The organism is Duganella sacchari (assembly GCF_900143065.1).
GTDB classification, from domain to species: Bacteria; Pseudomonadota; Gammaproteobacteria; order Burkholderiales; family Burkholderiaceae_D; genus Rugamonas; species Rugamonas sacchari.
In genome coordinates this window covers 48,327-69,972 of record NZ_FRCX01000004.1, presented here as the reverse complement: position 1 = coordinate 69,972, position 21,646 = coordinate 48,327, and the positions used below count along the sequence as shown (strand labels likewise).

Sequence of the window (21,646 nt, the reverse complement as noted above, 5' to 3'; positions counted from 1 at the left end):
AAATGATTATAAAGGTATCTACTTAAGGAGCAATGATGGCTGAAACCGGCTCTTCCGGGGTCATTGCACAGGCAGGCTCCAGCGCCAGGCGCGCGGCCAGCCGGGACTGGAAGCCGTCACCCAGTTCGGCGCCCGGCGCGGCGCGCAATGCATCGCCCGCCAGCTGGTAGGCTTGCCAGGCAGCGCGCCCTTCCGGCGTCGACAGTGCGGCCAGGGCCAGTTCGCGCTCGCTCTCCGGCAATTCACCGTCAGCCAGCGCCGAAATATGCTCACGCAGTTTTTTGTGGGTGTCCATCACGCCTTCCTACCAACGCTTGTCTACCGGCTTGTCCAGCAAGGGTTTGAGTTTTTCAGCGATGACCTCGCGGGCACGGAAAATACGGCTGCGCACCGTGCCGATCGGACAAGCCATGATGTCGGAAATTTCCTCATAGCTCAAGCCCTCGATTTCTCGCAGGGCAATGGCAGTACGCAAATCCACCGGCAAGGCATCCATCGCCGCATTCACGGTCTGGGCGATCTGCTTGCTGGCCAACATGGACTCCGGCGTATTAATGTCGCGCAGATGCTCGCCGTCGTTAAAGCCGTCCGCCGGGTCGTGCTCGCCATCGCTGGACGTGGGTGCGCGCCGTCCCTGGGTCGCCAGGAAGTTTTTAGCGGTATTGATGCCGATGCGGTACAACCAGGTGTAGAAGGCCGAGTCGCCACGAAAGTGCCGCAACGCCCGGTAGGCCTTGATAAAACTCTCCTGCACCACATCCTCCGCTTCGGCTGGATCATGCACGATGCGCGACAGCAGGCGCATCAGCCGGCGTTGGTACTTCGCCACCAGCAAATCAAACGCCTGCTTATCACCCGCCCTGACCCGCTCGACCAGCAACTGGTCGCACTCGCGTTCTGTCATCACTCCTGCATTCCTTGGTGGCCTGCAGCGCGGCCCGCGTTTTGCGGCTCTAATGCTATAGAGTTAGCCCGCTGCAAGAAGTTCACACTGCCGGCGTGTTTATTTCGCCGCGCGCGGCGGCGCGGCATGCCAGGGCCAGCGCGCGCCACTCGTGTGGCGCCACGCTATCCGGCAGCACCACCAGGGTTTGCACGCAACCGGACTCATCGCCCAGGCGTAGCAACAGCAGGCGCGGCCACAAGGTCGAGCCATCCTGCAGTTGCAACGCCGTGCCGCTGTGCTGGTATAACGCCAGCCGCAGCTGGCCGATACCCGAGATATCAAGCTGCCGCGCGATAGCGCGCGGACGGCCGCACACCCACCCCAGCACCGCTGCCAACAGGCACAGCAAGGGCGCCACCACGCCGGGACACACGGCGGCAGACGCCAGCACGCAGCAACACAAGCTGGCGTGCGCTAAGCGCAGGCCACGCGAGGGGCGAACGATGGCAGACACCGCGATCGACATGACGGCAGCACCACAAACACATTAAAAAAAATGGGGAATACGACGTAGGAGCGCCGATGTAAAACCGGGCAATTCTGGCGCCAGCGGATGCCGGCGCCGAATTCTCGCTCACCTTGTTTGGACAAGGCGAGCGGAGAATTAGTTCAACGCGGAGTTAAACTTTTTAGCCAGTGAACTTGCCGAACAACAGGCTGCCATTGGTACCGCCGAAGCCGAACGAGTTTTTCAACGCGTAATCGATCTGCATGTCGCGGGCCACATTGGCGCAGAAGTCCAGATCGCAGGCCGGGTCCTGATTGAACAGGTTGATGGTCGGTGGCGACACCTGGTGGTGTACCGCCAGTACCGTGAACACCGATTCCAGACCGCCCGCGCCACCCAGCAGGTGACCCGTCATCGACTTGGTGGAGTTGACCACCAGCTTCTTGGCATGGTCGCCGAAAGTGCGCTTGATGCCCTGCACTTCCGCCACGTCGCCTTGCGGCGTCGAGGTGCCGTGCGCGTTCACATAATGCACCTGGTCCGGATTGATGCCGGCGTTGGCCAGGGCGGCTTGCGCCGACTTGCTGCCACCGCTGCCGTCTTCCAGAGGCGAGGTCATGTGATACGCATCTGCGCTCATGCCGAAGCCCAGCACTTCCGCGTAGATCTTGGCGCCGCGCGCTTTGGCGTGTTCATACTCTTCGAGCACCATCACGCCAGCGCCTTCGCCGAGCACGAAACCATCACGGTCCGTATCCCATGGACGGGAGGCGGTAGCCGGATCGTCATTGCGCGACGACAGCGCCTTGGCCGAGGCGAAACCGCCCAGGCCCAGCGGCGACACGGTCGATTCCGCGCCACCCGCCACCATCACATCCGCATCGCCGTACTCGATCAGACGAGCAGCGGCGCCGATGCAATGCAGGCCGGTGGTGCAAGCCGTGACGATCGACAGGTTAGGACCACGCATGCCATATTTGATCGACAGGTTGCCCGAGATCATATTGATGATCGAGGCAGGCACGAAGAACGGCGAGATACGGCGCGGACCGCGCTTGTCGTAATCTTCCTTCTGTTCTTCGATCATCGGCAGGCCGCCGATGCCCGAACCGACCAGCACGCCGATACGATCGGCGTTCTCTTCGGTGACGACCAGGCCAGAGTCGTTCACAGCTTGAATCCCCGCCGCCATGCCGTAATGGATAAAGGTATCCATGTGGCGGGCTTCCTTGGCCGAGATGTAGTCTTCAATATTGAAGCCTTTGACTTCGCCGGCAAAGCGGGTGCTGAAAGCTGTTGCGTCAAACTTGGTGATGGTGGCAATACCGGATTTGCCCTCGGTCGCCGCCGCCCAGGTATCGGCAATGTTATTGCCGATCGGGGTGACGGCGCCCAGGCCGGTAATGACAACACGACGGTTTTTAGAACCTCTCAAGCGATTCTCCTAAAGTCGATCGGGCAGAAATTACGCCTTGACGTGCGCAGTAGCGTAGTCGATCGCTTGCTGCACGGTGGTGATTTTTTCTGCTTGTTCGTCCGGGATTTCCATTTCGAACTCGTCTTCCAGGGCCATCACCAGCTCAACGGTGTCCAGCGAGTCAGCGCCCAGGTCGTCGACGAACGAGGACTCGGTTTTGATGTCTGCTTCTGCGACGCCCAGTTGTTCAGCGACGATTTTCTTAACGCGTTGTTCGATATCCGACATGTTATGGCTCCATTTTGTTTGTTACGGAAAGCGCGCATTTTATCAGGTTTGCGCGCTGAAAAACTAATTTCAGTGTCTGCTGCTAACTACTCTGAAATCACTACTAAAAGATTTGAATAAGCTTTATTTTGCCTATTCTAATCAGTTCATATACATACCGCCGTTCACGTGAAGGGTGGTGCCGGTAATATAAGCGGCTTGCGGCGACGCCAGGAAGGCGACCGCTGCGGCGATATCCTCAGGCTTGCCGAGGCGTGCCAGTGGAATCTGGGTCAGCAAGGCGGCGTGCTGGTCTTCGCCCAGCGCCTTGGTCATGTCGGTATCGATAAAGCCCGGCGCCACACTGTTGACCGTGATGTTGCGGCTGCCGATTTCACGCGCCAGCGCGCGCGTCATGCCTTCCACGCCGGCCTTGGCGGCAGCGTAGTTGATCTGGCCCGGATTGCCGGACGATGCCACCACCGAGGTGATGTTGATGATGCGGCCGGTCTTGGCCTTCATCATGCCGCGCAGCACGGCACGCGACAGGCGGCCTACCGAACTCAGGTTGGTGGCAATGACGTTGTCCCACTCCTCATCCTTCATCCGCATGGCCAGCTGGTCTTGCGTGATGCCGGCGTTGTTGACCAGAATGCCAACCGCGCCATAGGTCTTGCTGATGTCGTCGATAATCGCCGTGCAGGCTTCCGCGTTGGTGACGTTGAGCACCATGCCCTTGCCGGCTTCGGCGCCGATCTCGGCCAGGTAGGCGGAAATCGCTTCCGCGCCTGCTTCCGTGGTGGCGGTGCCGATCACTTTCGCTCCCTGGCGCGCCAGTTCCTGGGCAATGGCCTTGCCGATGCCGCGCGATGCGCCCGTTACCAGGGCGACTTGATTTGCTAAAGTCATGTATGTCCTTCTACAGTAAATACGGAGTGTGCCTGAAAGCGCAAGCGCTTACTTGAGCTCGCTCAATACGCGTTCCAGCGTAGCCTGATCGTAGATGGCATCGCCCACCAGATTGCCATCGATACGCTTGGTCAGGCCCATCAACACCTTGCCCGGGCCGCACTCTACCACTTTGGTGATGCCATCGGCAGCGATTTTCTGCACGGTTTCCACCCAGCGCACCGGCGCGGCGGCCTGGCGCACCAGTGCATCCTTGATCGAGGCCGGGTCGCTCAGCACCGCCACATCGACGTTGTTGATGAGCTGGATCTGCGGCGCCGAGAACGTGATGCCAGCCAGGTAGTCGCGCAGACGGTCCGACGCCGGCTTCAGCAGCGACGAGTGGAACGGCGCCGACACCGGCAGCTTCATGGCGCGCTTGGCGCCCTTGCCCTTGGCGATCTCACAGGCGCGCTCAACGGCAGCGGTTTCACCGGCAATCACCACTTGCGCTGGCGCGTTGAAATTGACGGCTTCCACCACGCCGCCAGCCGCAGTGGCTTCGGCGCAGGCAGCACGCACATCATCGTCCGACAGACCCAGCACCACCGCCATCGTGCCTTGACCAACCGGCACCGCTTCCTGCATGGCTTGCGCGCGGAAGCGCACCAGCGGCACCGCATCCTTGAACGCGATCACGCCGGCGGCCACCAGCGCCGAGTATTCACCCAGGCTATGGCCCGCCACCACCGACGGCACAGCGCCGCCCGCAGCGATCCAGGCGCGATAAGCGGCCACGCCCGCAGTCAACATGACCGGCTGGGTGTTGGTGGTCAGGTCCAGTTCTTCCTTGGGACCTTCGGCCATCAGCTTGCCGATATCGAACTGCAGCGCGTCCGACGCTTCCGCAATGGTTTGCGCCACCACCGGATTACCGGCAAAGCCGTCCATCATCGCAATCGCTTGCGAACCCTGGCCTGGGAATACAAAAGCAAATTTAGTCATAACTTCTTCCATCTCTTTTATTATTGGCTGCAAAGCTAACATGCAAACATGACAGCACTACTACCGTTGAGTCCGTTAGAACTCTAATTCTAATTCAGGTCAAAAACGCGCCAGCACAGCGCCCCAGGTAAAGCCGCCGCCCACGCCTTCCATCATGATATTTTGACCGCGCTGGATACGGCCATCGCGCACCGCAGCGTCCAGCGCCAGCGGGATCGACGCTGCCGAGGTATTGCCATGCTGATCGACAGTGACCACCATTTTTTCCATGGGCAGGCCCAGCTTTTTGGCGGTGCCGCTCATGATGCGCAGATTGGCCTGATGCGGAATCAGCCAGTCGATCTGGTCTTGCTGCATACCGGCTTTTTTCAACGTTTCATTGGCCACTTTTTCCAGCACCGAGACCGCCATCTTGAATACGGCCGGGCCATCCATGTACAGATAAGCCTCGCCAGCGGTGGCGCCCGCAAAGGTGTTGGGCATGCACAGGATGTCGGAGTGACGGCCGTCCGCATGCAGCGCGCTGGCCAGCAGGCCCGGCTCTTGCGACGGACCCAGCACCACGGCGCCGGCGCCATCGCCAAACAGCACGCAAGTGGTACGGTCACTGAAATCGAGAATGCGGGAGAAGACTTCGGCGCCAACCACCAGCACATTCTTGTGCACGCCAGCGCGGATAAACGCATCGGCCGTGGACAATGCGTACACAAAGCCGCTGCACACGGCCTGTACGTCAACGGCAGCGCCGTGGTTGGTGATGCCGAGTTTTTGCTGCACGATGCAGGCCGTGCTTGGGAAGCTGCCGAAGAAATCCGGCGTCGAGCTGGCAACGATGATCAGGTCGATATCGTTGGGCTGCATGTCCGCCATGTCCAGCGCCTGTCTGGCGGCCTTCACCGCCAGGTCCGACGACTTCTCATCTGGCGCGGCAAAGTGGCGCGCGCTGATACCGCTGCGGCTCGTGATCCATTCGTCCGAAGTCTCGATGCCTTTGGCGGCGAGTTGATCGGCCAGTTCCTGATTGGTCACGCGCTTGGCCGGCAGATAACTGCCGGTGCCGATAATTTTGCTATACAAGGTCATGCCGTTCTACCGTCCACTAAATAGTTGAGCTGGGTACTTCCGGAGTTTCGGTGCTACGCGGCATCAACTCGGTGATCAACGTCGAGATATGCGGCAACACATCATTTTTTGCAGCATCATACGCGCGTCGGATCGCCCATTCAAAGGAATATGCGTCAGCGCCGCCATGACTCTTGAATACCAGGCCGCGCAGGCCCAGCAGACTGGCGCCGTTATAACGCGATGGCGAAAGACGTTTTTTGATGTTGTTCAGTGCGCCGCGGCCGATCAGTGCGCTCAGCATGGTCAGCGGGTTGCGGGTGAATTCGGACTTGACGGTGTCGGCAAAGAAACGGGCAACACCCTCCACGGCCTTGAGCGTGACATTGCCGGTGAAACCGTCGCACACCACGATGTCGGTGGTGCCTTTGAAGATGTCGTTGCCTTCGACGTTGCCGTAGAAGTTGAGTGCGCCGCGCTCATGGTCGGCTTGCAGCAGCTTGCTGGTGGCCTTGACCACATCGTTGCCCTTGATGTCCTCGGTGCCCACGTTGAGCAGGCCGATGGTCGGGCGTTCGATGTTTTCCATGGCCGACACCAGCACCGAACCCATGATGGCGAACTGGTGCAGGTGGTGCGGTTCGCAATCGACGTTGGCGCCCAGGTCCAGCATATAGGTCGGGCCGCCTTTTCGATTCGGCATGATGCTGCAGATCGCCGGGCGGTCGACGCCGCTCATGGTCTTCAGCACATAGCGGGCGACTGCCATCAGCGCGCCGGTATTGCCGGCGGAGACGGAAGCCTGGGCGTTGCCGTCCTTGACTTGCTCGATGGCGACGCGCATCGACGAATCCTTCTTGCGGCGCAGGGCCACTTCCAGCGGATCGTCCATGGTAACTTGTTCGGAGGCGTGTACGACGCTCAGACGCGGGTGCGCGTCGGCGTGGTGCTTCTTCAGTTCAGCGCGGATGACGTCTTCGAGACCAACAAGGATCAGCTCGGCATCAGGTTCGCGTTTGACGAAGGAAACAGCTGCGGGAATAGTGACCGACGGGCCATGATCGCCACCCATGCAGTCGATAGAAATTTTGATTGTCATTGTTATGGCAAGCAGCGGGACCGTAACAGCCGGACTCCGCGTTGGAACATGACGGTGTGCAAAACTAAATTGCAGCCGATGAAAAAAGAAAAAGCGATGCTACACAAGTCAGCACCGCCTGTTTCTGGGTCCAGCAAAAGCGTCGATTACTCGTCGTTTTTGGTTTTCAGGACTTTACGACCACGGTAAAAGCCGTTAGGGCTGATGTGGTGACGCAGATGGGTTTCACCGGTGGTTGGCTCGATTGCCAGTTGCGGAGCAACCAGGAAATCGTGCGAACGGTGCATACCGCGCTTCGATGGGGATTTTTTGTTCTGTTGAACTGCCATGTTAATGACTCCTAATACTTAAGTTCTAAAATTCTAACACAATCGACCGGCATAAAACATGCGAATCGAGCCCTACTACTTTGCACTGCTAACTTGCCAAGACTCGATTTACTCGCCGCGTATTGACACGTTCTTTACTACTACTTATTCGGATTTAAGGCTCTTCAGAGCGTCGAACGGCGAGATCTTCTCGCTTTTTGCCTTGTCCAGCAGGCTGGCATCCGGGCAGACATCATGACGCGGCGATTGCGGCAAGGCCAGCAGCGCTTCATCTTCTACCAGGTACATCAGTTCCATACTGCGACTGCCGACGATCACATCGATCGATTCGTCGTCTATCGTTTCTTCAATTTCGTCCGCCTGTTCATCATCCTTACCCAGCATCAGCACGGTCGACGAATCGAGGTCGTGAGCGTAAGGCTGCAGGCAGCGCTGGCAGACCAGTTGCACAGTGCCGTTGACCGACAGTGTCATCTGCGGGAAACCCAGTTTGTGGGTGCTTCCTACTGCTTTCCAGGAAATCTCGCCGGAGGGATTTGCACACTCCTTGGCCAAGCGGGTCATGTCAGCGACAGGCGTCACGCCTGCCTTGCTGCTGTTGGTCCGACAGAATTCAAAGGTGTCGATCACAAGAGCATTCATTACAGAGTTTCCCCGAAAACCTGCGATAATAGCAGGGTTTTCGCATTCAAGTCAAAGCCTTAGCGATTTTCTCGTCGTTTTTGCCGCTGGCTACATCGGCGACAGAGCATATAACATTCCCCTCATGACATCAAGTTTACTCGTACTGGCCTCCAGTTCCGCCTACCGCAAGGAATTATTGTCGCGCCTGCAACTGCCTTTCGAGGTGGCCGTGCCCGATATCGACGAAACCCCGCTGGCGGGCGAAACGCCAAGCGCCACCGCGCTGCGCCTGGCAAGGGAAAAAGCCGCCGCCGTCGCCGCCAAGATGCCCGGCGCCATCGTCATCGGCTCCGACCAGGTCGCCACACTGGACGATGAACAAATCGGCAAACCTGGCAACCATGCCAACGCGCTGGCGCAATTGCAGAAAATGCGCGGCCGCGAAGTCATCTTTCACACCGCGCTGTGCGTGTGGGACGGCCGCAACAACACGGCCCAGGTAGAAGACATCCAGACCGTGGTGAAGTTCCGCGATCTGCCGGATGACGAGCTGGACGCCTATCTGCGCATCGAGCAGCCCTACGACTGTGCGGGCAGCGCCAAGAACGAGGCGCTGGGCATCGCCATTCTGGAACGCATCGACAGCAATGATCCCACCGCCCTCACCGGCTTGCCATTAATCGCCCTGACAGGCATGCTGCGCAACCTTGGCGTCACTTTTTTCAAAAACTAAACAATGACCGGCACCCTCTTTTTAATTCCGAACACCCTGGGCGAGACCGAAGCGCTTGCCAACGTACTGCCCGAGCAGGTCCAGCGCATCACCTCGCAGCTGGACTACTTCGTGGCGGAAAACGCCAAGACCGCGCGCGCCTTCCTGAAGCTGGTGGGCGCCCAGCATCCGCTGTGCAAGCCGATGCAGGACATCAACATCGCCGAACTCAACGTGAATACCCCGGCTGCCGCACTCAACGACCTGCTGGCGCCGCTGCTGGCAGGCCGGGATGGCGGCCTGGTGTCGGAAGCCGGCGTGCCGGCCGTGGCCGATCCCGGCGCCGACCTGGTGCGTCTGGCGCATCAGCACAAGATTCCGGTACGGCCGCTGGTCGGCCCGTCGTCGCTGCTGCTGGCCGTGATGGCAAGCGGCCTGAACGGCCAGAGCTTTGCCTTCAACGGCTATCTGCCAACCGACGCAGCACAGCGCGACAAGCGCCTCAAGGAGCTGGAACAGCGCTCGCGCAAGGAAAAGCAGACCCAGCTGTTCATCGAAACGCCTTACCGCAACGCAGCGCTGCTGGAAGCCATGGTGGCCGCCTGCGCGCCGGGTACGCTGCTCTGCGTCGCTACCGACCTCAGCCTGCCGAGCGAAACCATCCGCACCATGACGGCGGCACAATGGAAAACCGCGTCCGCGCCGGACTTCCATAAAAAGCCCACCGTGTTCCTGCTGCTGGGCCAGTAAGCGATGCAGCTCCCTTACGAATGTCAGATCGGCCTGCGTTATCTGCGCGCGGGTCGCCGAAGCGGCCGCAACAGCTTCATCTCGTTCATGTCGCTGGTGTCGATCGCCGGTGTCGGCCTCGGTGTGGCGGCGCTGATCGTGGTGCTGTCGATCATGAATGGCTTCCAGCGCGATGTTGGTGCACGCATGGTGGCTGTGCTGTCGCACATTGAAATCTATGACGCGCGCGGCATCCTCAACGACTGGCAGGCCACCGCGCGCGATGCCGCACGCAATCCGGCCGTGCAAGCCGCCGCGCCCTTCGTCGAGCTGCCCGGCATGCTGCTGCAGGAAGGCGAGATGAAACCGGCCCTGCTGCGCGGCATCCTGCCCGAGCAGGAAACCAGGGTGGCCGACTTCATGCAAGGCAAGAACGCTGCCGCACTGGCCGCGCTCAAGCCCGGCGCGTTCCAGATCGTGCTGGGGGCGGAACTGGCCAAGGCGCTGCACGTCAAAACCGGCGACAACGTGGTGCTGGCCATCCCGTCGCAGCAAGCCTCGCTGAGCAGCGCGATGCCGCAGACGCGCCGTTTCACTGTGGCCGGCACGTTTGACGTGGGTCACTTCGAGTTCGACTCCGGCATGGCCTTCGTCCATCTGGCAGACGCCGAACAGGTGCTGCATGTCGACGCGCCCATCGGCCTGCGCCTGCGCATTGCCGACGCCAACCAGGCGCCGCAAGTGGCGCGCGAACTCAAATTCAGCCTCAATGGCAACTACCTGGTGCGGGACTGGACCCAGCGCAACGCCACCTGGTTTGCGGCCGTGCAGAGCCAGAAGCACATGATGTTCATTATCCTGACGCTGATTGTGGCGGTGGCTGCCTTCAACGTGGTGGCCATGCTGGTGATGTCGGTGACCGACAAGCGCGCCGATATCGCCATCCTGCGCACGCTGGGCGCGAGTCCGCCGTCCATCATGAAGATATTTGTGGTGCAGGGCTTACTGTCCGGCCTGCTGGGCGTGCTGGCCGGCACCGTGTTTGGCGTGCTGGTGGCGTGGAACCTGCCCGGCATCGCCAGTGGCATTGAGCATGTGCTGGGCGTGCAGATCCTGGACAAAAACATCTACTTCATCACTTCCGTGCCATCGCAGCTGCTGTGGAGCGATGTGGGTGGCGTGGTGGGCGTGGCGGTGTTGCTGTCCTTCCTGTCCACGCTCTACCCGAGCTGGTGGGCTACCCGCACCAACCCGGCTGAAGCGCTGCGCTACGAGTAATCAGATGCCGCGGGTGTATTCCGTCACCCACTCGATGGCGGCCAGCTGGATGGCGTAAAGCTCGGCTGGGCGCAGGTCCAGCTGATGCAGCATCTGCGCCAGCACCTTGCCATCACGGCCGCGCTCGACGTGTTCGATCAGGCTCAGCATGGCGCCGTAGTCGCCGCTGCGGTGCAGCAGCGCCGCCCTCACCTCGTCCAGCACGTTGACGCTTTCCAGCACGTCGCGCATGTGGATGGAGAACAAGGTGTCCATCAATGACATCACGCCGACCGTGAAGCCGATGTCGGCGCTCACGCGTTGCCCCGGCTTGCGCTGCTCAACGATCAATTCCATGGTTTTGCCGCGCGTGGTGGCCAGTTGCAGCAGCGGTGAAGTGAATTCCTGTGTGCCGCCATTCTTCACATACAGCAGGATCTGCAGCCAGCGCCGCAGTTGCCGCCGTCCCAGCACCATCAGCGCGTGGCCGACCGAGTTGATGCGTTGCCGCGCGCCCACCGCTGGCGTGTTCACCAGCCGCAGCAGGTTCAGCGTGATGAGGGCGTCATGCTTGACGCTGGCTTCGATTTCCTGATTGCTGGCGTCGCGGTCCAGCAGGTCCAGCAGATTCAGCACGCTCAACTGCGATGGCGAGATCTTCTTGCCGCTCAGGATCACCGGCCGCGCGAAATAATAGCCCTGGAAGTATTCGAAGCCGAGTTCCATGCACTGCTGGAACTCCTCGACCGTTTCCACCTTTTCCGCCAGCAGCTTCTGTTTGGGATTTTTAAGCACCTTGGCCAGCGCCGGCAGCGTACCGGGCTGCATGTCCTTGATATCCACCTTGATCACATCGCACAGCGGCGTGAACTTCTGCACATCTTCCGAATGGCCGATCACATCATCCAGCGCAAACTTGAAGCCGGCCTGCTTGAGTTCGCGTATGCGCTCCAGCACCTCGGGCGTGGCTTTGACGGTTTCCAGGATTTCGAGGATGACCTTGTCGTTAGGCAGGAAGCGGATGAAATCGCTCATGAGCCCGACCGCATCGACGTTCACGAACGCCATCTGGTCGCCCACCACATGGCCCATGCCCAGCTCGGAGGCGTGCGCAATGACGGTGGCAGTGGCTTCGGTGTCGTCGGTGATGTGCGCGCCGTTGTACGAGCCGGCGTCACGGAAGAGAAGTTCGTAAGCCACCAGCCGCTGTCCCCGGTTGAGGATGGGCTGGCGCGCAAGGAAGAAGTTGTCCGCTAGTCTGGATGACGCTGGTGAAGAGGCTAACATCATGGGGCTGCTCCCATTGTCAATCTGCTTACGTCCAGACTATACCCAACTATGCAGACTTGACAATATTTTTCTGACGAACCGGTGGGCGGCGCTCGCTACTGTTGCGCGTACCCGTCGTCTGGGTGCCGCTTTCCAGCGTAAAGCGCGCGCCGGCGTCCTGTCCCAGCGCTTTCACCAGCCACGGCATGACCTGTTTCAGCATCGGCTCCAGCGTGTAAGGCGGGTTCAAAATGAACATGCCGCTGCTGTGCAGACCACCAATACCATCCGGCATCGGCGTCTTGATGGTCAGGGTCACGTTGAGCCAGTTGGCAGCGGGCAGCTGCTTGAGCTTGTCGGCAAACTGGCGCGATTCCATGCGCTGCAACAGCGGATACCAGACCGCGTAGGTGCCACTCGGGAAGCGGCCCAGCGCTTCGGCCAGCACGTCCTTGGTCTTTTTGTAGTCCTGCTTGTCTTCATACGGCGGGTCGATCAGCACCAGCGCGCGGCGCGATGGCGGCGGCAGCAGCGCCTTGAGCGAGGCAAAGCCATCGCCACGGGTAATCAGCACACGCTTGCCGCGCACGGTGGAGCGGATACCCTGCGCCGCCGCGTGCTCATCGAGCTTGCGGAAGTTATCGGCCAGCAGCTTGGAATCGGCCGGATGCAGCTCGAACAGGCGCAAACGGTCCTGTTCGCGCGCTACCTGGTCGGCAATGTACGGCGAGCCCGGGTAGTAGCGCATCTTGCCGCTCGGGTTCATGGCCTTGATCAGGTCCACATACTCCTTGATCGGCGCCGGCAGGTCGCTCAGGTTCCATAGCGGACCAATGCCGGTGTCGTATTCGGCATTTTTGGACGCAAACGCGCCATCCAGCTCATAGACACCAGCGCCCGAGTGCGTATCGATGTAGCTGTACGCCACGTCTTTCTGGTTCAGATACTGCAGCAGCTGGATGGTGATGAAGTGCTTCAGCACGTCGGCGTGGTTACCCGCGTGGAAGGCATGGCGGTAAGAGAACATAAGCTGGTGATCCTGAGTGATTCAATCCCGCATTATCCCTCAGATCGCGCCGGCCGCCAAAAAAGCCCACATCTCGTTTGCATCAAAGCGCCCGCGTGCGTGCTGTCTAAGATGGTACAGCCGCGTACGCATCCGCATGCGCGGCGTACTTTCATGGAGGAGATTATGGCTTTCAACAACGTAGGGCCGCTGACCTTCCTGGCGCCGGGTCAAACGGCGTTCTGGAGCTATTCCTACGGCGGCGACCGCGGCACCCAGTTCGCTTCGGCCGACGTCAAAACGCCCAACCAGGGCGCGGTCCACCTGGCCGACCAGCAGCGCAAGCGCAAGGACAACAACGGCAATGCAACCTACTTCGTCGACATCCACAACCAGGGTGCCGGCGGTTGCTTCCACAACCTGCAAGGCGGAGGCATGTCATGAAGATGACCGTCATTACGGATGTGCACGGCAACGTGCTGGGCGCCGTCCAGGGCCACTCCCTGTCGGAGAAAAAAGGCGATGTGGAAGCCAGCGTGTCGTTTGCGCCCGGCCACTCTACCCACCTGATCGACGTCGATGACGACCTCAGCACGGTCGATGACGTCGATGAATTCCAGCAGCGCCTGCGTCACCACCTGCAGCAGCACCAGCAACAGCAGCCGTAAACGGCAAAGCGGCAGCGATTGTGTCGCTGCCGCTTATGGCGCGCGCGGGTGTCGCCCGCCCTCGCCATCTCACTCCCTGTTATCGTTACGCGACCTTTTTATCGAAGAACTGCTCGTCTTCGGTCGAACCATGCAAGGCGGTGATGGACGACTGGCCGCTTTGTATCCTTTGTATCGTCTGGGTCACCGCATCAAAATATCCTGTTCCCACTTCGCGCTGATGCTGGACGGCGGTGAAGCCGCGCTCCGCTGCGGCAAATTCCGCTTCCTGCAATTCCACAAAGGCCGGCATCTGGCGGCGCGCATAGCCGTGCGCCAGGTGAAACATGCCGTAATTCAGCGCGTGAAAGCCGGCCAGCGTGATGAACTGGAACTTGTAGCCCATCGCGCCCAGCTCTTTCTGGAACCTGGCGATGGTGGCGTCGTCCAGGTTTTTCTTCCAGTTGAATGACGGCGAGCAGTTATAGGCCAGCATCTTGCCCGGGAACCTGGCGTGCACCGCTTCGGCGAATTTCTTGGCGAATTCCAGGTCCGGCTTGCCGGTTTCGCACCACACCAGGTCGGCGTATGGCGCATACGCCAGGGCGCGCGCGATCGCCTGCTCCAGGCCGTTGCGCACCTTGTAAAAACCTTCCACGGTGCGCTCGCCGGTGCAGAACGGCTTGTCGTTATCGTCGATGTCCGAGGTCAGCAAATCCGCCGCTTCGGCATCGGTACGGGCGATCACCAGCGTCGAGGTGCCCATGACGTCGGCCGCCAGGCGCGCTGCGGTCAGCTTTTCCACCGCTTCGCGCGTCGGCACCAGCACCTTGCCGCCCATGTGGCCGCATTTCTTGGCCGAGGCCAGCTGGTCTTCGAAGTGCACGCCCGAGGCGCCCGCCTCGATCATGGATTTCATGAGTTCAAACGCGTTGAGCACGCCACCAAAGCCCGCTTCCGCATCAGCCACGATGGGAACGAAATAATCGATCTTGTTGTTACCTTCCGACCACTGGATCTGGTCGGCGCGCTGCAAGGTGTTGTTGATGCGGCGAACCACCATCGGCACCGAATTGGCCGGGTACAGCGACTGGTCCGGGTACATTTCGCCCGCCAGATTGGCGTCGCCAGCCACCTGCCAGCCCGACAGGTAGATCGCTTTCAGGCCGGCCTTGACTTGCTGCATGGCCTGGTTACCCGTCAGCGCGCCCAGCGCATTGACGAATGGTTCCTGGTTGACCAGGTCCCACAACTTTTCCGCGCCGCGCTGCGCCAGCGTGTGCTCGATCTGGATGGAACCGCGCAGGCGCACCACGTCGTCAGCCGTGTAAGTACGGGTGACACCGTTCCAGCGTGGATTGGTGTCCCAGTCTTTTTGCAGTGCGGCGATTTGCTGTTCGCGGGTGTCCATGGCGTTCTCCTGTTTCTCTCAAGCCGGTGAGAGAAATGATAGAACTTTTGACGCTGCGCACCAAGACTCTTATATAAGACAACTAAGTAAATTAATTCCAATATGAATCAATAGCTTAGTTGTCAATTTTCAGGATACGAAACCAAATTCCTCACAATGAAAGATTTTGATGTTGCAGTCCCACATCGAATTCCGCAATATGAAACCGCCTTTTCGTCATGCGAAATCAGGCCAGCTTCTGCTGAGCGACCAGCACGCCATCCGCATCGGCATAAATCCAGTCGCCCGGATTGACCGGCACACCGGCGATATGCACGCGCACATTGCGCTCGCCCACGCCCTTCTTGCTGCTTTTCTGCGGATGCGCCGCGAGCGCGCGCACGCCGATGTCGCAGGCGTTGATTTCCTCCGTATCGCGCACGCAGCCATCAACAATAATGCCGGACCAGCCATTGTCCTGCGCCAGCAAGCCCAGCTGGCCGCCGACCAGCGCGCGGCGCAGGCTGCCGCCGCCATCCACCACCAGCACATTGCCGTCGCCCGGGGTTTCCAGCGTGGCGCGCACCAGCGCGTTATCCTCATGCACTTTCAGCGTGACGACGCGGCCGGAAAAGCGCACGCGCTGGCCAAAGTGGCGGAACACCGGCGGCAATACCGCCAGGCGGCCATCGTCCAGCAGGTTGGTGTTGTCGTCGCATAAATCGGTGGTGGCAAAGCTCATCATCTTCCCGTGTATCGTTATTCAGATGACTTTATTTTATGCGGTTTTAGGCACGGCGGTCACGCGGCTATTGCTGCCGACACCCGCCGCCGTCAGGATCACCAGCGCCTGGAATACGGCGATGCCCACAAACACGCCAGCCGGATGGTGGGCGTCCATGAGCGCGCCAAACAGCAGCGGCCCCAGCGCCAGACCGCTATCAAGGCCGGAATACACCACGCCAAACACGCGGCCGGTGGCGTTGGCCGGCGCAGCACCGCGTATCATGAGGTCACGCGATGGGCCGGAGATGCCCGTCACCAGACCGATCAGTCCCATCAGCACCACCGCCATCCAGCCCGGCACCACGGCCGCCGCCAGCACCAGCGACAGCACGGCCGCCGAACCAAACGCCAGCATGATGATGCGGTCGTGATTGCGCGAGCCCGCACCCAGGAAGCCGCCGTAGGCCATGCCTGCCGCCGACGCCATCATGAAGCAGGTGTAAGCCGAGGTCGCCGTGCCCAGCGACATGCCGTACAGGCTGACCAGGCTAGTCGAAGCAAAAGTCTGAATGCCCGCCAGCGCCACGGCAGAAATCAGGAAAAAGGCAAAGCACAACCACACCACCTTGAGCTTGAGGAAGCTGAATGGCCCCTCGCCCGCCGCCGCAACCGCATGCTTGCCGGCCACCAGCACCGCAGCCGGCTCGGGCCGCAAGGCATGGCGGTTCCAGACCAGCAGCGCCAGCACGGCCAGCGGCAATACGGCCGCGCACAGCAGCGCCGTGCGCCAGTCGGTACGGCCGGCCACAAACGTCAGGAACAGCGGCGACAGCGCCCAGCCGATATTGCCACTGATGCCGTGCACCGAAAAACCGTGCGCCAGCCGTGCCTTGGACACGCGCTGGTTCAGCAAGGTGTAGTCCGCCGGGTGGAACACGCTGTTGCCGCAACCGGCCAGGAGGGCGCCCAGCATCAACTGCGCGTAGCTGTGCGCGCTCGACAGCATCACCGCCGACAGGCCCAGCAGCGCAATCCCGCTGAACAGCACGGTGCGCGCGCTGAACCTGTCGACGATAAAGCCGGCCATCGCCTGTCCCACGCCGGACACCACAAAAAATACCGTCATCAGCAACCCGAGTTCCGAATAGCTGAGCCCGAACTCCGGTTTCAGCCACGGTATCAGCGCCGCCAGGATCACGTGATAAAAATGGGAAGTGCCATGCGCCAGCCCCACGAGCGTGATTACCCGGGCATCCTGGCGCAGCAAAGTCTTGTCGTTCATGCTGCTCTCCGTGTTGTTTGCTGAAGTTTAAGCAAATCATCATGGTCTGATTTAAGATAGAAAGACAATTTTTATCGTGAATCCGCCATGCCTATCCACGTCGTCAAGCACACGCAATTCAACTGGGACTGCGACTTTCCTACCGAAGCCCACCCGCTCACCATGTCCGGCCGTGACCTGGAAGCGGACGATGTGCTGCTGCCCCACCACCATCCGTGGGGCCAGTTCACCTACGCGATGCAAGGCGTAATGCGCGTGGATGCCAACCACAGCAGCTGGATCGTGCCGCCGCAGCGCGCCATCTGGGTGCCGCCGGACGTGGTGCATGGCGTGACCATCCTGGAAAACACACGCTTGCGGCCGCTATGCATCCACGCCAGCCGCTCGCCCTTTCCCGGCAACGACTGCAAGGTGGTGGAAGTGTCCAGCCTGTTGCGGGAACTCATGGCGGCGCTGGAACAGCACGACCAGCACGAGCAATCCGGCCGCGAGCGCCTGCTGATGGAATTGCTGCTGGACGAAATGCCGCGCTGCGCCGAGCGTCCCGTGCGCGTGCCGCTGCCCACTGACAAGCGCCTGAAAGCGCTGTGCGACGCCCTGATCGCCGATCCCGGCGCCGAATGCACGCTGGCCGACTGGGCCACGCAAGTGGGCGCCTCCGAACGCACGCTGACCCGCCTGTTCGAGCGCGAACTGGGCATGGGCTTCGGCCACTGGCGCCAGCAAGTGCGCCTGGCGCATGCGGCGCCGCTGATCGCGCGGGGCGTACCGCTGTCGCAGGTGGCTGCTGAACTCGGTTACGCCAGCCAGTCCGCCTTCTCCGCCATGTTCAAGAAAACCTTTGGCTGCTCGCCGTCTACCTTCTTTGGATAACAACAATAATGATCGTTAGTTAAGTTTTCCAGATTTATGCCGATAACGTGTGCTTGGACAAAAGTACGGTACATTAGTGGAAACTCAACAATTAGAAAAATGGTATCGGATGGCGGATTTGTCCCTCTTCTCGAACGAGCAAATCGCCGCGCTGCTGTCAGCGCTGCCCGATCCGGCATTCATCCTCACGCGCAGCGGCCGCTATGCCGCCATTTTCGGCGGCACGGACACGCGCTATTACCACGACGGCAGCGGCCTGGCCGGCAAATACCTGGCCGAGGTGCTGAACCCGGAAAAAGCCGCGTGGTTCCAGGCGCAGGTGGCCATTGCACTGGCCTCGCGCGGCCTGCATGTGGTCGAATATCCGCTGGCCGGCGATGACGTCAAGGGCGTGGGCAGTGAGGGCCCGGCGGAAACGCTGTGGTTTGAAGGCCGCGTGCAGCCGCTGGAATACCAGGTGCTGGGCGAAGATGCGGTGCTATGGGTCGCCAGCAATATCACCGCCAGCAAAAAGCTGGAAGCGCTGCTGCGCATGCAAAGCGAGACCGATTCGCTGACCGGCCTGGCCAACCGCCGCAAGCTCATGAACAGCCTGACCGAACATTTTGAATTGTTCGCGCGCTACAAGACCGCTGCTTCCGTGCTGATCTTCGATATCGACCATTTCAAAGGCATCAACGACGAATACGGCCACCTGAGCGGCGACAAGGCCATCATGGCCACGGCCGAGGTCTGCCGGCGCGAGCTGCGCGCCACCGATTTCCCGGCCCGCCTGGGCGGTGACGAGTTTGTCGTGCTGATGCCGCACACGGACAGCGCGCAGGCCATGCCGATCGCGGAACGCCTGCGCCTGCGCATTGCGGAACAGCTCAGGGAATTGGGCACATTGGGACGCGGCGCCACCATCAGCGGCGGCCTCAGCGAAATGACCGCCGGTGACAGCGCGTACGAGGAAGTGTTGAAACGGGCAGACGATGCGTTGTACCGCGCCAAGCGCGACGGTCGCAACCGCATCGTCCGCCACTAGCCCGCATGGGCCGGCATTAGCTGAAGGCCAGCTCGCCGTTGACAGCGTCGACGTGGATGGTGTCCTTCGGTCCAAACTTCCCTTGCAGGATCAGCCTGGACAGCGGATTTTCGATCTGCTGCTGGATCGCCCGTTTCAGCGGCCGCGCACCATACACCGGATCGTAGCCCGCCTCGGCGATCTTCTGCAGCGCCGCGTCGGTCACCGTCATGCCAATTTCCATCTTGGCCAGACGTTTCTCCAGCGTCGCCAGCTGGATGCGGGCAATCGCGCCGATGTTCTTCTCATCCAGGCCGTGGAACACCACGATCTCATCGATACGGTTGATGAACTCGGGACGGAAGTGCGAACGCACCTCGGCCATCACCGCCAGCTTGACCACGCCGGGGTCCGAGTCTTCCATCGACTGGATTTTGTGCGAACCCAGGTTCGAGGTCATGATGATGACGGTGTTCTTGAAGTCCACCGTACGGCCCTGCCCATCGGTCATGCGGCCATCGTCCAGCACCTGCAGCAGCACGTTGAACACATCCGGATGCGCCTTTTCCACCTCGTCCAGCAAGATCACGCTGTACGGCTTGCGGCGCACGGCCTCGGTCAGATAGCCGCCCTCGTCGTACCCCACATAGCCTGGCGGCGCCCCGATCAGACGGGCTACCGAATGCTTCTCCATGAACTCGCTCATGTCGATACGGATCAGCGATTCTTCCGTATCGAACAGGAAGCCCGCCAGCGCCTTGGTCACTTCGGTCTTGCCGACACCGGTCGGACCCAGGAACAGGAAGGAGCCGTACGGACGGTTCGGGTCCGACAGGCCCGCGCGCGAGCGGCGGATGGCGTCGGCCACCGCATTGATCGCCTCGTCCTGGCCGACCACCCGTTCGTGCAGCTTCTCCTCGATGTGCAGCAACTTCTCGCGCTCGCCTTGCATCATGCGTGACACCGGAATGCCGGTCGCACGCGACACCACTTCCGCGATTTCCTCGGCGCCCACTTCGGTGCGCAGCAGTTTGGGCTTGGACGGATCTTGCGCGCCACCGGCGCTGGCCGTGGCTTTTTCAGCCTGCTTCAGCTGCGCTTCCAGCTCAGGCAGGCGGCCGTATTGCAGCTCCGAGACACGCTGCCAGTTGCTTTCGCGCGTGGCCTGCTCCATCTGCTGCTTGATGCGGTCGATCTCTTCCTTGATGTGGGTACTGCCCTGCACCACCGACTTCTCGGCCTTGAGGATTTCCTCGTAGTCGTTGAGCTCGCGCGTCAGGCGCACGATTTCCTCGTCGATGAGTTCCAGACGCTTGCGCGAGCCTTCGTCCTTTTCCTTCTTGACCGCTTCCTTCTCGATCTTCAGCTGGATCAGACGGCGTTCCAGCTTGTCCATGACTTCCGGCTTGGAATCAATTTCGATCTTGATCTTGGCAGCTGCCTCGTCGATGAGGTCGATCGCCTTGTCGGGCAGGAAGCGGTCGGTAATGTAACGGTGCGACAGCTCTGCCGCTGCGATAATTGCCGCGTCCGAAATCGCCACCTGGTGGTGCAGCTCGTACTTGTCCTGCAAGCCGCGCAGGATCGCGATGGTGTCTTCCACGCTCGGCTCGTCCACCAGAATTTTCTGGAAGCGGCGCTCCAGCGCAGGGTCTTTCTCGATGTATTTGCGGTACTCGTCCAGCGTGGTCGCACCGACGCAGTGCAGCTCGCCGCGGGCCAGCGCCGGTTTCAGCATATTGCCCGCATCCATGGCGCCGTCGGCCTTGCCAGCGCCCACCATGGTGTGCATCTCGTCAATGAAGACGATGGTCTGGCCTTCGTCCATGGCCAGCTCCTTGAGCACGGCTTTCAGACGTTCCTCGAACTCGCCGCGGTACTTGGCGCCAGCCACCAGCGCCGCCATGTCGAGCGCCAGCACGCGCTTGCCTTTGAGCGAATCGGGCACCTCGTTGTTGATGATGCGCTGCGCCAGGCCTTCCACGATCGCGGTCTTGCCCACGCCCGGTTCGCCGATCAGCACAGGATTGTTCTTGGAGCGGCGTTGCAGCACCTGGATCGCGCGGCGGATTTCATCGTCGCGGCCGATCACCGGGTCCAGCTTGCCCTGGCGGGCGCGCTCGGTCAGGTCCAGGGTGTATTTTTTCAGGGCTTCGCGCTGGCCTTCAGCCTCGGCATTGTCTACCTTGGCGCCGCCGCGCACGGTGTCGATGGCCGCTTCCAGCGACTTGCGGGTCAGGCCGCTTTCACGCGCCAGCGCGCCGGCGTCCGACTTGTCGTCGGTCAGCGCCAGCAGCACCATTTCGCTGGAGATGAATTGATCGACGCGCTTCTGCGCTTCCTTGTCGGCCAGGTTGAGCACGGCCACCAGTTCACGGCTCGCTTGCACATTGCCACCGGTGCCGGACACTTTCGGCAAGCGTTCCAGCGCCGCACTCAGCGCCTTGCTCAGGCCGCCGACATTGACGCCGGCGCGTTGCAGCAGCGAGCGCGCGCTGCCATCGTCCTGGTTCAACAGGGCCGTCAGCAGGTGCAGCGGTTCGATGTATTGGTTGTCATTGCCCACGGCCAGACTCTGCGAGTCCGACAGGGCTTCCTGGAGTTTGGTGGTGAGTTTGTCTTGACGCATTTGTTGCTCCGATATTTAACAGTTATCGCTTACAT

General features: G+C 60.9%; 24 protein-coding genes. 7 read left to right on the top strand and 17 right to left on the bottom strand.

Annotation, left to right across the window (positions count from 1 at the left end; all coding sequences use genetic code 11):
* Positions 1–22 precede the first annotated feature (22 nt).
* From BUA36_RS09330 to BUA36_RS09280, 11 genes are all read right to left on the bottom strand, one after another.
* Positions 23–295, bottom strand: coding sequence for a sigma-E factor negative regulatory protein (locus tag BUA36_RS09330; protein ID WP_072783822.1), 273 nt, complete (start codon positions 293–295; stop codon positions 23–25).
* 9 nt (positions 296–304) lie between these two features.
* Positions 305–904 (bottom strand): RNA polymerase sigma factor RpoE, encoded by a 600-nt coding sequence (rpoE, locus tag BUA36_RS09325; protein ID WP_202413562.1) that lies wholly within the window; start codon positions 902–904, stop codon positions 305–307.
* 82 nt (positions 905–986) lie between these two features.
* Entirely contained in the window at positions 987–1,412 is a 426-nt protein-coding gene (locus BUA36_RS09320) for a protein YgfX (protein ID WP_167544271.1), read from the bottom strand.
* Positions 1,413–1,575: 163 nt separating this feature from the next.
* Complete coding sequence (gene fabF, locus BUA36_RS09315) at positions 1,576–2,829, bottom strand: beta-ketoacyl-ACP synthase II (protein ID WP_072783816.1); 1,254 nt, start codon at positions 2,827–2,829, stop codon at positions 1,576–1,578.
* 30 nt (positions 2,830–2,859) lie between these two features.
* Positions 2,860–3,099: an acyl carrier protein gene (acpP, locus tag BUA36_RS09310; protein ID WP_055936274.1), complete on the bottom strand. Its 240-nt coding sequence runs from the start codon at positions 3,097–3,099 to the stop codon at positions 2,860–2,862.
* Between the two features lie 141 nt (positions 3,100–3,240).
* Positions 3,241–3,987 (bottom strand): 3-oxoacyl-ACP reductase FabG, encoded by a 747-nt coding sequence (fabG, locus tag BUA36_RS09305; RefSeq protein ID WP_072783814.1) that lies wholly within the window; start codon positions 3,985–3,987, stop codon positions 3,241–3,243.
* Positions 3,988–4,035: 48 nt separating this feature from the next.
* The gene (fabD, locus tag BUA36_RS09300; protein WP_072783812.1) at positions 4,036–4,971 is read right to left on the bottom strand and encodes an ACP S-malonyltransferase; all 936 of its coding nucleotides are present in this window, start codon (positions 4,969–4,971) and stop codon (positions 4,036–4,038) included.
* Between the two features lie 99 nt (positions 4,972–5,070).
* Positions 5,071–6,054, bottom strand: a complete 984-nt coding sequence (locus BUA36_RS09295; protein ID WP_072783810.1) for a beta-ketoacyl-ACP synthase III — start codon at positions 6,052–6,054, stop codon at positions 5,071–5,073.
* Positions 6,055–6,070: 16 nt separating this feature from the next.
* A complete protein-coding gene (plsX, locus tag BUA36_RS09290) occupies positions 6,071–7,132 on the bottom strand; it encodes a phosphate acyltransferase PlsX (protein ID WP_072783808.1) in 1,062 nt (353 codons plus the stop codon).
* Between the two features lie 146 nt (positions 7,133–7,278).
* On the bottom strand, positions 7,279–7,461 hold the full coding sequence (gene rpmF / locus BUA36_RS09285; protein WP_072783806.1) for a 50S ribosomal protein L32: 183 nt from the start codon (positions 7,459–7,461) through the stop codon (positions 7,279–7,281).
* A gap of 144 nt (positions 7,462–7,605) precedes the next feature.
* The gene (locus BUA36_RS09280; protein ID WP_084560077.1) at positions 7,606–8,103 is read right to left on the bottom strand and encodes a YceD family protein; all 498 of its coding nucleotides are present in this window, start codon (positions 8,101–8,103) and stop codon (positions 7,606–7,608) included.
* Between the two features lie 124 nt (positions 8,104–8,227).
* Between BUA36_RS09280 and BUA36_RS09275 the strand changes: the two genes are divergently transcribed.
* Genes BUA36_RS09275 through BUA36_RS09265 form a run of 3 tightly spaced genes read left to right on the top strand, consistent with a single transcriptional unit; the run spans position 8,228 to position 10,804 of the window.
* On the top strand, positions 8,228–8,818 hold the full coding sequence (locus BUA36_RS09275) for a Maf-like protein (protein ID WP_072783802.1): 591 nt from the start codon (positions 8,228–8,230) through the stop codon (positions 8,816–8,818).
* A gap of 3 nt (positions 8,819–8,821) precedes the next feature.
* Entirely contained in the window at positions 8,822–9,547 is a 726-nt protein-coding gene (locus BUA36_RS09270; RefSeq protein ID WP_072783801.1) for an SAM-dependent methyltransferase, read from the top strand.
* A 3-nt stretch (positions 9,548–9,550) separates the two neighbouring features.
* Positions 9,551–10,804 (top strand): lipoprotein-releasing ABC transporter permease subunit, encoded by a 1,254-nt coding sequence (locus BUA36_RS09265; RefSeq protein ID WP_072783799.1) that lies wholly within the window; start codon positions 9,551–9,553, stop codon positions 10,802–10,804.
* Here the strand turns inward: BUA36_RS09265 and BUA36_RS09260 are convergent, their stop codons facing one another.
* Together BUA36_RS09260 and BUA36_RS09255 are read right to left on the bottom strand one after the other, a co-directional pair.
* Positions 10,805–12,073, bottom strand: a complete 1,269-nt coding sequence (locus tag BUA36_RS09260; protein WP_072783797.1) for an EAL and HDOD domain-containing protein — start codon at positions 12,071–12,073, stop codon at positions 10,805–10,807.
* A 46-nt stretch (positions 12,074–12,119) separates the two neighbouring features.
* Positions 12,120–13,079: a 23S rRNA (adenine(2030)-N(6))-methyltransferase RlmJ gene (locus BUA36_RS09255; protein ID WP_072783795.1), complete on the bottom strand. Its 960-nt coding sequence runs from the start codon at positions 13,077–13,079 to the stop codon at positions 12,120–12,122.
* Between the two features lie 165 nt (positions 13,080–13,244).
* Between BUA36_RS09255 and BUA36_RS09250 the strand changes: the two genes are divergently transcribed.
* Together BUA36_RS09250 and BUA36_RS09245 are read left to right on the top strand one after the other, a co-directional pair.
* Complete coding sequence (locus BUA36_RS09250) at positions 13,245–13,502, top strand: hypothetical protein (RefSeq protein WP_072784608.1); 258 nt, start codon at positions 13,245–13,247, stop codon at positions 13,500–13,502.
* A complete protein-coding gene (locus BUA36_RS09245) occupies positions 13,499–13,726 on the top strand; it encodes a hypothetical protein (protein ID WP_072783793.1) in 228 nt (75 codons plus the stop codon). The genes BUA36_RS09250 and BUA36_RS09245 overlap by 4 nt, the downstream gene beginning before the upstream one ends.
* 85 nt (positions 13,727–13,811) lie before the next feature.
* Here the strand turns inward: BUA36_RS09245 and aceA are convergent, their stop codons facing one another.
* The 3 genes from aceA to BUA36_RS09230 all read right to left on the bottom strand — a co-directional run bounded on the left by aceA (position 13,812) and on the right by BUA36_RS09230 (position 17,103).
* Positions 13,812–15,116 carry an isocitrate lyase gene (aceA, locus tag BUA36_RS09240; protein ID WP_072783791.1) on the bottom strand — a complete coding sequence of 435 codons (1,305 nt, stop codon included), beginning with the start codon at positions 15,114–15,116 and terminating at the stop codon, positions 13,812–13,814.
* Between the two features lie 226 nt (positions 15,117–15,342).
* Positions 15,343–15,837, bottom strand: coding sequence for a ribonuclease E activity regulator RraA (gene rraA, locus BUA36_RS09235; RefSeq protein WP_072783789.1), 495 nt, complete (start codon positions 15,835–15,837; stop codon positions 15,343–15,345).
* Positions 15,838–15,873: 36 nt separating this feature from the next.
* Positions 15,874–17,103, bottom strand: a complete 1,230-nt coding sequence (locus BUA36_RS09230) for an MFS transporter (protein WP_072783787.1) — start codon at positions 17,101–17,103, stop codon at positions 15,874–15,876.
* A gap of 87 nt (positions 17,104–17,190) precedes the next feature.
* Here BUA36_RS09230 and BUA36_RS09225 point away from each other — a divergent pair, with 87 nt between their 5' ends.
* Positions 17,191–17,976 carry an AraC family transcriptional regulator gene (locus BUA36_RS09225; RefSeq protein ID WP_072783785.1) on the top strand — a complete coding sequence of 262 codons (786 nt, stop codon included), beginning with the start codon at positions 17,191–17,193 and terminating at the stop codon, positions 17,974–17,976.
* Between the two features lie 109 nt (positions 17,977–18,085).
* The gene (locus BUA36_RS09220) at positions 18,086–19,003 is read left to right on the top strand and encodes a GGDEF domain-containing protein (protein WP_072783783.1); all 918 of its coding nucleotides are present in this window, start codon (positions 18,086–18,088) and stop codon (positions 19,001–19,003) included.
* 16 nt (positions 19,004–19,019) lie between these two features.
* Here BUA36_RS09220 and clpB read toward each other — a convergent pair whose 3' ends face one another.
* Positions 19,020–21,611: an ATP-dependent chaperone ClpB gene (gene clpB / locus BUA36_RS09215; protein ID WP_072783781.1), complete on the bottom strand. Its 2,592-nt coding sequence runs from the start codon at positions 21,609–21,611 to the stop codon at positions 19,020–19,022.
* Positions 21,612–21,646: the final 35 nt, after the last annotated feature.

Bases quoted from the DNA above. Each gene is read 5' to 3' on its own strand.
- fabD (WP_072783812.1), bottom strand. From the start codon at position 4,971: ATGACTAAATTTGCTTTTGTATTCCCAGGCCAGGGTTCGCAAGCGATT.
- BUA36_RS09295 (WP_072783810.1), bottom strand. From the start codon at position 6,054: ATGACCTTGTATAGCAAAATTATCGGCACCGGCAGTTATCTGCCGGCC.
- BUA36_RS09280 (WP_084560077.1), bottom strand. From the start codon at position 8,103: ATGAATGCTCTTGTGATCGACACCTTTGAATTCTGTCGGACCAACAGC.
- BUA36_RS09320 (WP_167544271.1), bottom strand. From the start codon at position 1,412: ATGTCGATCGCGGTGTCTGCCATCGTTCGCCCCTCGCGTGGCCTGCGC.
- rraA (WP_072783789.1), bottom strand. From the start codon at position 15,837: ATGAGCTTTGCCACCACCGATTTATGCGACGACAACACCAACCTGCTG.
- BUA36_RS09275 (WP_072783802.1), top strand. From the start codon at position 8,228: ATGACATCAAGTTTACTCGTACTGGCCTCCAGTTCCGCCTACCGCAAG.
- BUA36_RS09270 (WP_072783801.1), top strand. From the start codon at position 8,822: ATGACCGGCACCCTCTTTTTAATTCCGAACACCCTGGGCGAGACCGAA.
- BUA36_RS09255 (WP_072783795.1), bottom strand. From the start codon at position 13,079: ATGTTCTCTTACCGCCATGCCTTCCACGCGGGTAACCACGCCGACGTG.
- BUA36_RS09230 (WP_072783787.1), bottom strand. From the start codon at position 17,103: ATGAACGACAAGACTTTGCTGCGCCAGGATGCCCGGGTAATCACGCTC.
- plsX (WP_072783808.1), bottom strand. From the start codon at position 7,132: ATGACAATCAAAATTTCTATCGACTGCATGGGTGGCGATCATGGCCCG.
- BUA36_RS09250 (WP_072784608.1), top strand. From the start codon at position 13,245: ATGGCTTTCAACAACGTAGGGCCGCTGACCTTCCTGGCGCCGGGTCAA.
- BUA36_RS09260 (WP_072783797.1), bottom strand. From the start codon at position 12,073: ATGATGTTAGCCTCTTCACCAGCGTCATCCAGACTAGCGGACAACTTC.
- acpP (WP_055936274.1), bottom strand. From the start codon at position 3,099: ATGTCGGATATCGAACAACGCGTTAAGAAAATCGTCGCTGAACAACTG.
- BUA36_RS09330 (WP_072783822.1), bottom strand. From the start codon at position 295: ATGGACACCCACAAAAAACTGCGTGAGCATATTTCGGCGCTGGCTGAC.
- BUA36_RS09265 (WP_072783799.1), top strand. From the start codon at position 9,551: ATGCAGCTCCCTTACGAATGTCAGATCGGCCTGCGTTATCTGCGCGCG.
- aceA (WP_072783791.1), bottom strand. From the start codon at position 15,116: ATGGACACCCGCGAACAGCAAATCGCCGCACTGCAAAAAGACTGGGAC.
- rpoE (WP_202413562.1), bottom strand. From the start codon at position 904: ATGACAGAACGCGAGTGCGACCAGTTGCTGGTCGAGCGGGTCAGGGCG.
- fabG (WP_072783814.1), bottom strand. From the start codon at position 3,987: ATGACTTTAGCAAATCAAGTCGCCCTGGTAACGGGCGCATCGCGCGGC.
- BUA36_RS09245 (WP_072783793.1), top strand. From the start codon at position 13,499: ATGAAGATGACCGTCATTACGGATGTGCACGGCAACGTGCTGGGCGCC.
- BUA36_RS09225 (WP_072783785.1), top strand. From the start codon at position 17,191: ATGCCTATCCACGTCGTCAAGCACACGCAATTCAACTGGGACTGCGAC.
- rpmF (WP_072783806.1), bottom strand. From the start codon at position 7,461: ATGGCAGTTCAACAGAACAAAAAATCCCCATCGAAGCGCGGTATGCAC.
- clpB (WP_072783781.1), bottom strand. From the start codon at position 21,611: ATGCGTCAAGACAAACTCACCACCAAACTCCAGGAAGCCCTGTCGGAC.
- BUA36_RS09220 (WP_072783783.1), top strand. From the start codon at position 18,086: ATGGCGGATTTGTCCCTCTTCTCGAACGAGCAAATCGCCGCGCTGCTG.